At 69.3% G+C, this 6309-nt stretch carries 5 protein-coding genes; all 5 read right to left on the minus strand.

The window, feature by feature from the left end; translation table 11 throughout:
* On the minus strand, positions 1 to 1095 hold a 1095-nt coding region (locus tag FVW20_RS05475; protein WP_231038893.1), incomplete at its 3' end, for a PAS domain S-box protein.
* Positions 1096 to 1262: 167 nt separating this feature from the next.
* A complete protein-coding gene (locus FVW20_RS05480; RefSeq protein WP_196608631.1) occupies positions 1263 to 2390 on the minus strand; it encodes a universal stress protein in 1128 nt (375 codons plus the stop codon).
* Between the two features lie 352 nt (positions 2391 to 2742).
* Positions 2743 to 3336, minus strand: a complete 594-nt coding sequence (kdpC, locus tag FVW20_RS05485; protein ID WP_196608632.1) for a potassium-transporting ATPase subunit KdpC — start codon at positions 3334 to 3336, stop codon at positions 2743 to 2745.
* 12 nt (positions 3337 to 3348) lie between these two features.
* A complete protein-coding gene (gene kdpB, locus FVW20_RS05490; protein WP_196608633.1) occupies positions 3349 to 5406 on the minus strand; it encodes a potassium-transporting ATPase subunit KdpB in 2058 nt (685 codons plus the stop codon).
* 21 nt (positions 5407 to 5427) lie between these two features.
* Positions 5428 to 6309, minus strand: an 882-nt coding sequence (locus tag FVW20_RS05495; RefSeq protein ID WP_231038894.1) for a potassium-transporting ATPase subunit KdpA, incomplete at its 5' end; no start/stop codon positions are given.

Here is a 6309-nt window from a genome sequence, read left to right on the forward strand (position 1 = left end):
GTGGGCGTCGCCGCCGACCCCTGCCAGCCCGTGGGCGTCGCCGCCGACCTCCGCCAGTCCGTGGGCGTCGCCGCCCACCAGATCCCGCCGCCGGGCCACGAATACCCGTTCCTCGCCGCCTTCGGTCAGGGTCACGTCGCGTTTGCCTTGCAGGCTGGCGTCCAGCGCCCCGCGCAGGGCGAGGTAATTGGGCGCGGCGGTGGAAAGGTCCGCCCAGGGCATGCCCAGCACCTGTTCGCGCGCAAGCCCCAGCAGTGGCAGCATCCGTTCGCTGACGTGGGCTACCGTGCCTGCGCCGTCCAGCACCAGGATGGCGTCGTCCGCCGATTCAAGGATGACCTCCAGCTTGCGCTTTTCCGCCGTCAGGCTGCCCACGTTCAGGGCATCCAGTTCGCTCAGGCGCCCCCACAGGCGCACCAGTTCGTCGAACAGCACGCGCACCTCCAGGGTCTGGGGCAGGGGCAGGTGCAACGGCACGCCCAGGCGGGGGCGTTCCTTGAACACTTCCGCCGCCCGGCGCAACGGGTGGGAGACGCGGGCCGCGATGCCGTCCGCCAGCAGCACCGCCCACAGCGTACCCGCCAGAAACAGCGCCGCCGCGCCCAGTACGGTTGCGTCGCGCAGCAGGTTGTTGCGGTCCAGCCGCCGGAACATGCCGCGTTCGTTCACTTCCACCAGCCCGGACAATGCGGCGCGCAGCCTTGCGTGGGCCGCATCTACGGTATCGGGGGCATTGGGGGCGGGGGCTGCCCCCGTTGCCGCCCGGCGGAACTCGACCCAGGCGGTGCGGATGTCCGTCAACGCCTGCGGTTCATCCGGTTCGGTGATGTTGCGGTCCGCCCGGTCCAGCGCGGCCTCGAAGGCGGCGACCCAGCCGGCGCCGTCCCGCTCCGGATACTGGGCGGCAAAGCGCAGGCCGTTCATGGCCGTTTCCATCTCGCGCACCCAGGCGATGGAATCGTAGTTCATGCGTACCAGCAGATTGGGCATGCGCCCGGCGGCGAACACCGCGCCCACCAGCACGATGCCCAGCACCCCGAACAGCCCCACCAGCCGCAGGAAGTCGCGCCGGATGCGCTTTTGCAGGGTGGGCAACGGGGTGGCGCGCGGTCCGGCGTGGGATTCCGGCCCGTGGGACGTGTGCGGCGGATGGGGGGCGTTTCTGCCGGGATGGTCCCCGCCGGAAACAGCAGGACCGGACGCATTCCGACCATGTCCATCCGCTTGGAACCCCTCCGTGAAGGACGCATACGGGCTGGCGCTCATGGGGCCTCCCGGGGGGTGGTGTTGACGATGTGCACGTCCACCCCCACCGCCTCGTGCAGAAAGTCGAGGATGAACGATCCGCGCAGCCGCTCGCGCAGGGGCGACAGGCGCGACTTGCCGAATACCGCGTGGCGCACGTTGCGCTCGCTGGCAAAGTTCACCAGCGCCTCGGGCACGTCGTGCCCTTCCAGTTGCACCACTTCCGCCCCCAGCAGGGCAGCCAGGCGCAGGTTGTTCTGCAGCACGCGCTGCAACCCCGCGTCGATGCGCACCGGGGTTTCGCTGGGGCGGCGCACGTACACCACGTAGCACGGCGAACCGAACTGGCTGGCCATGCGCATGCCCCGGCGGATCAGGGTTTCCGCGTCGGTGGGGTCGGAACTCAGGGCCACCATCACCGCCTCCACGGCGTCTCCGGCGGCCTCGCGCGACAGCAGGCCCTGCTCGGTGATCTTGCGCACCTGGTCGCCCGAGGCCTCGCGCAGGCACAGTTCGCGCAGCAGCGACAGGTTCTGGTAGGTGAAAAAGCCCATCAGCGCCCGCTCGGCCTGCTCCGGCCCGTAGATCTTGCCCAGGCGCAGCCGCTCGCGCAGCTCTTCCTTGGTCACGTCCACGTTCACCACCTGGTCGGCGCGGTGCAGCACCGCGTCGGGCAGCCGTTCGCGCACCGGGATGTCGGTCACCGTCTCCACCCGCTCGGCCACCGATTCCAGGTGCTGCACGTTGAGCGTGGTGATGACGTTGATGCCTGCCTCCATGATCTCCAGCACGTCACGGTAGCGCTTGGGGTTGGGCGAACCCGCGGCGTTGGTGTGGGCCAGTTCGTCCACCAGCGCCACCTGCGGGCGGCGGGCCAGCACGGCGGGCACGTCCACCTCGGGAAACAGGGCGTCGCCCACCCGGCACATGCGCGGGGGCACCACCTCCAGCCCGTCCATGAGCGCGGCGGTTTCCGGGCGGCGGTGAGGTTCCACGTAGCCGATGGCCACGTCGAACCCGGCCTGCCGCAGCCGGTGGCCTTCCTGCAACATGGCGTAGGTCTTGCCCACGCCCGCCGCGTAGCCAAGATAGACTTTCAGCGAACCCTGGCGTTTGCGGGCCAGCAGTTCCGCGAATCCTTCCATTGTTCCTCCGGTTGCATGACGTCCCCGCGCTTCGGGGTTTCGCCCTCCGGCTGCGTCAGATGCGCCTTTTTTACTCCGGTCACGCACATCAGAGCGCCCTGCGGTCGCCATTTGCAAGGCCCGCGCTCGGCGTAGCGTGGCCGTATGGCTCGCATGCCTGCCTGCGGCCACGCTACGCGTCCTCCGGGTCGACCTTCGCGCTTGCCTGACAACTGCCGCGCGCTCGCCTTCGTAAAAGGCGCATTTTCCTTGCCGGAGATCGAAAGCCCTGCCGCGCGGGGAAGGGCGCGGTACGCATGCCGGGCAGTCGACGGTCCTTCGGTTTTTTGAAAGACCTGTCGCAAGGCCCGCCCTAGTTGCCTTCTGCCCCTCCACCCGCCAGAGCGTTCAGCGCCAGGTTCAGGCGCAGCACGTTGACGCGCGGTTCGCCGAACAGGGCCAGTTGCGGGCCTTCCACGTGCGCTTCCACCAGTTCGGCCACCGCCTGCATGGACAATCCGCGCGCGGCGGCCACGCGGGCCACCTGCATGCGCGCGCCTTCGGGGCTCACGTGCGGGTCAAGGCCACTGCCCGACGCGGTGACCATGTCCGCAGGAAGGGGGGCGGTCCAGCCCGGGTTTTCCGCGCGCAGGGCGGCGGCGTCCGCCTGCATCCGGTCGGCCAGTTTCTGGCTGGTGGGGCCCAGGTTGGACCCGCCGGAGGCCGAGGCGTCATAGCCGGTTTCTCCGGCGGCGGAAAGGCGGCCATGGAAATACCCGGCTTCGGAGAACAGTTGTCCGATCAGTTCAGAACCCGTTACCCGCCCGCCAGCCAGCACGGGCGAGCCGTTGGCCTTGTGGGGCATGAGGGCTTGCGCCGCCCCGGTCACGAGCACAGGGTACGCGCCGCACAGCACGGTCGCAAGCAGCAGGGTGACCACCAGGGATTGTCTGACGAGAGCGATCATGGGGATACTCCTTTACACCAGCCCAAGGGCGGTGATGAGCAGGTCGATGCACTTGATGCCGATGAACGGGGCGATCAGCCCGCCAAGGCCGTACACCAGCAGGTTGGTGCGCAGCGCGTGCGCGGTGGAGCGCGGGCGGTAGCGCACGCCGCGCAGGGCCAGCGGGATCAGCGCCACGATGATCAGGGCGTTGAAGATGACGGCGGAAAGCACCGCGCTTTCCGGGCTGGTCAGGCGCATCACGTTCAGCGCGCCCAGTTGGGGCAGCGAGGCCACGAAGATGGCGGGGATGATGGCGAAGTACTTGGCCACGTCGTTGGCCACGCTGAAGGTGGTCAGCGCCCCGCGCGTGATCAGCAGCTGCTTGCCGATCTCGACGATTTCGATGAGCTTGGTGGGATCGGAATCGAGGTCGATCATGTTGCCCGCCTCGCGCGCGGCCTGGGTGCCGGTGTTCATCACCAGCCCCACGTCCGACTGGGCCAGCGCGGGCGCGTCGTTGGTGCCGTCGCCCGACATGGCCACCAGCCGCCCGCCCTTCTGCATGTCCACGATGAGGTGCAGCTTGTCTTCCGGTTTCGCTTCGGCAAGGTAGTCGTCCACGCCAGCCTCGGCGGCGATGGCCTGTGCCGTCAGCCGGTTGTCGCCGGTGATCATCACCGTGCGGATGCCCATGGCCCGGATGCGCTCGAACCGGTCGCGCATGCCGGGTTTCACCACGTCCTTCAGGTGGATGACGCCCAGCACGCCCTCCACGGTGGACGCCACCACCAGCGGGGTGCCGCCGTCGGTGGCGATGGCGTCGGCCAGCTTCTGCGCCTCGGCGTGGTGTGCGGCCATGCCGGGCAGCCCGAGGCTGTCGGCCCAGGCCAGCACGGCGTCTGTGGCGCCCTTGCGCAGTTGTTCGTCCGGCAGGTCGATGCCGCTCATGCGGGTTTGCGCCGTGAAGGGAATGCGCTGCGCCCCGCTGGTGGTGGCGGACATGGCGGCGTCGGCGCCCTGGGAGCGGGCGAGATCGACGATGGACCGGCCTTCCGGGGTTTCGTCGCCGGAAGACGCCAGCAGCGCCGCGCGGATCATCGTCGCGCGGTCCACGCCGGGCAGGGGAAAGAAGTCCGAGGCCATGCGGTTGCCAAGGGTGATGGTGCCGGTCTTGTCCAGCAGCAGCACGTCCACGTCGCCCGCCGCCTCCACCGCGCGGCCCGACATGGCCAGCACGTTGCGCCGCAGCAGGCGGTCCATGCCCGCGATGCCGATGGCCGCCAGCAGCCCGCCGATGGTGGTGGGGATCAGGCACACCAGCAGGGCGATCAGCACCACCACGCCCACGTTCACTCCGTGGAACAGCGCGAAGGGCTTCAGGGTGACCACGGCCACCAGGAAGACGATGGTCAGCCCGGCCAGCAGGATGTTCAGGGCGATCTCGTTGGGGGTCTTCTGGCGTTCCGCGCCTTCCACCAGGGCGATCATCCGGTCGAGGAACGACTTGCCCGGCTCCTGCGTCACGCGGATCACCAGCCGGTCGGAAAGCACGGTGGTGCCGCCGGTGACCGCGCTGCGGTCGCCGCCGGATTCGCGCACCACCGGGGCCGATTCGCCGGTGATGGCCGATTCGTCCACGGCCGCCGCGCCTTCCACCACCGTGCCGTCGGCGGGGATCATCTGGCCAGCCTCCACTACCACGAGATCATTGGGGGTCAGGGCAGAGGCGAACACCTCTTCGGTCTTTCCCCCGTCGCGCAGTCGCACTGCCGGGGTGTCGCGCCGGGCGTTGCGCAGGGTGTCGGCCTGGGCCTTGCCGCGCCCTTCGGCCAGGGCCTCGGCGAAGTTGGCGAACAGCACCGTGGCCCACAGCCACAGGCTGATCTGCCCGCCAAACGAGGCCTGCGGGCCCCAGCCGCGCAGGGCCAGTTCGTGCAGGAAGGCGGCGGTGGTCAGCAGGCTGCCCGCGCCCACCACGAACATGACGGGGTTTTTGGCGAGAATGCGCGGGTCCAGCTTGCGGAAGGCATCCAGCACCGCGCGGCGGTACATGGAGGGGGCGTGCGATTGCGTGCGATTGCGTTTCATGGCGAGTACCTATGGTGTGGGCTAGAACAGCAGCCCTTCGAGCATTTGCAGGTGTTCCACGATGGGGCCCAATGACAGGGCGGGCAGGTAGGTGAGCGCGCCCACGATGATGATGACGGACGTCAGCAGCAGGGCGAAGGTGCCGCCCTCCACGGGGAACGAGGCGTCGGTGACCGGGCGCGGCCTGCGCGAGGCCAGCGAACCGGCCACCACCAGCATGCACAGCATGACGCCGAAGCGACCGATGAGCATGGATGCCGCCGTGGTCAGGTTGAATACCGGGCTGTTGGCCGCCAGCCCGCCGAAGGCGCTGCCGTTGTTCTGCGCGGACGAGGTGTAGGCGTAGAGCAGTTCGGAAAAGCCGTGCGCTCCCGCGTTGGCAAGGGCTTCAGGCCCCCAGCCCACGGCGGAAAGGGCGGTGAAGCCCAGCAGCGGCATGGCGGGCAGCAGCAGCGCCGCCACGGACCAGGCGACCTCGCGCCCTTCGATGCGCTTGCCGAGGTAGTCGGGCGTGCGGCCCACCATCAGCCCGGCCAGGAACACGGTAAGGATGATGAACAGCACCATGCCGTACAGGCCGGAACCCACCCCGCCGAAGATGATTTCACCCAGTTGCATGTTCAGCAGGGGCACCAGCCCGCCCAGCGGGGTCAGGCTGTCGTGCATGGCGTTCACCGCGCCGCACGAGGCGTCGGTGGTGACGGTGGCGAACAGGGAGGAGGAGAAGATGCCGAAGCGCACTTCCTTGCCTTCCATGTTGGGGACGCTGGACGGCGTGCTGGCGGGCATGGAGGCCGGGGGCGAGGTGACGCCGGGTGCGGCAACGGACGTGGCAGGGCTGCCCGCCGCCACGGCCTGCGCCATGGCCGGGGTGCCCCGGAATTCGAAGTGGGCGGTCAGCAA

The sequence above is a fragment of the Nitratidesulfovibrio oxamicus genome, from assembly GCF_015731765.1.
Lineage (GTDB): Bacteria > Desulfobacterota > Desulfovibrionia > Desulfovibrionales > Desulfovibrionaceae > Cupidesulfovibrio > Cupidesulfovibrio oxamicus.

Bases quoted from the DNA above. Each gene is read 5' to 3' on its own strand.
- FVW20_RS05480 (WP_196608631.1), bottom strand. From the start codon at position 2,390: ATGGAAGGATTCGCGGAACTGCTGGCCCGCAAACGCCAGGGTTCGCTG.
- kdpC (WP_196608632.1), bottom strand. From the start codon at position 3,336: ATGATCGCTCTCGTCAGACAATCCCTGGTGGTCACCCTGCTGCTTGCG.
- kdpB (WP_196608633.1), bottom strand. From the start codon at position 5,406: ATGAAACGCAATCGCACGCAATCGCACGCCCCCTCCATGTACCGCCGC.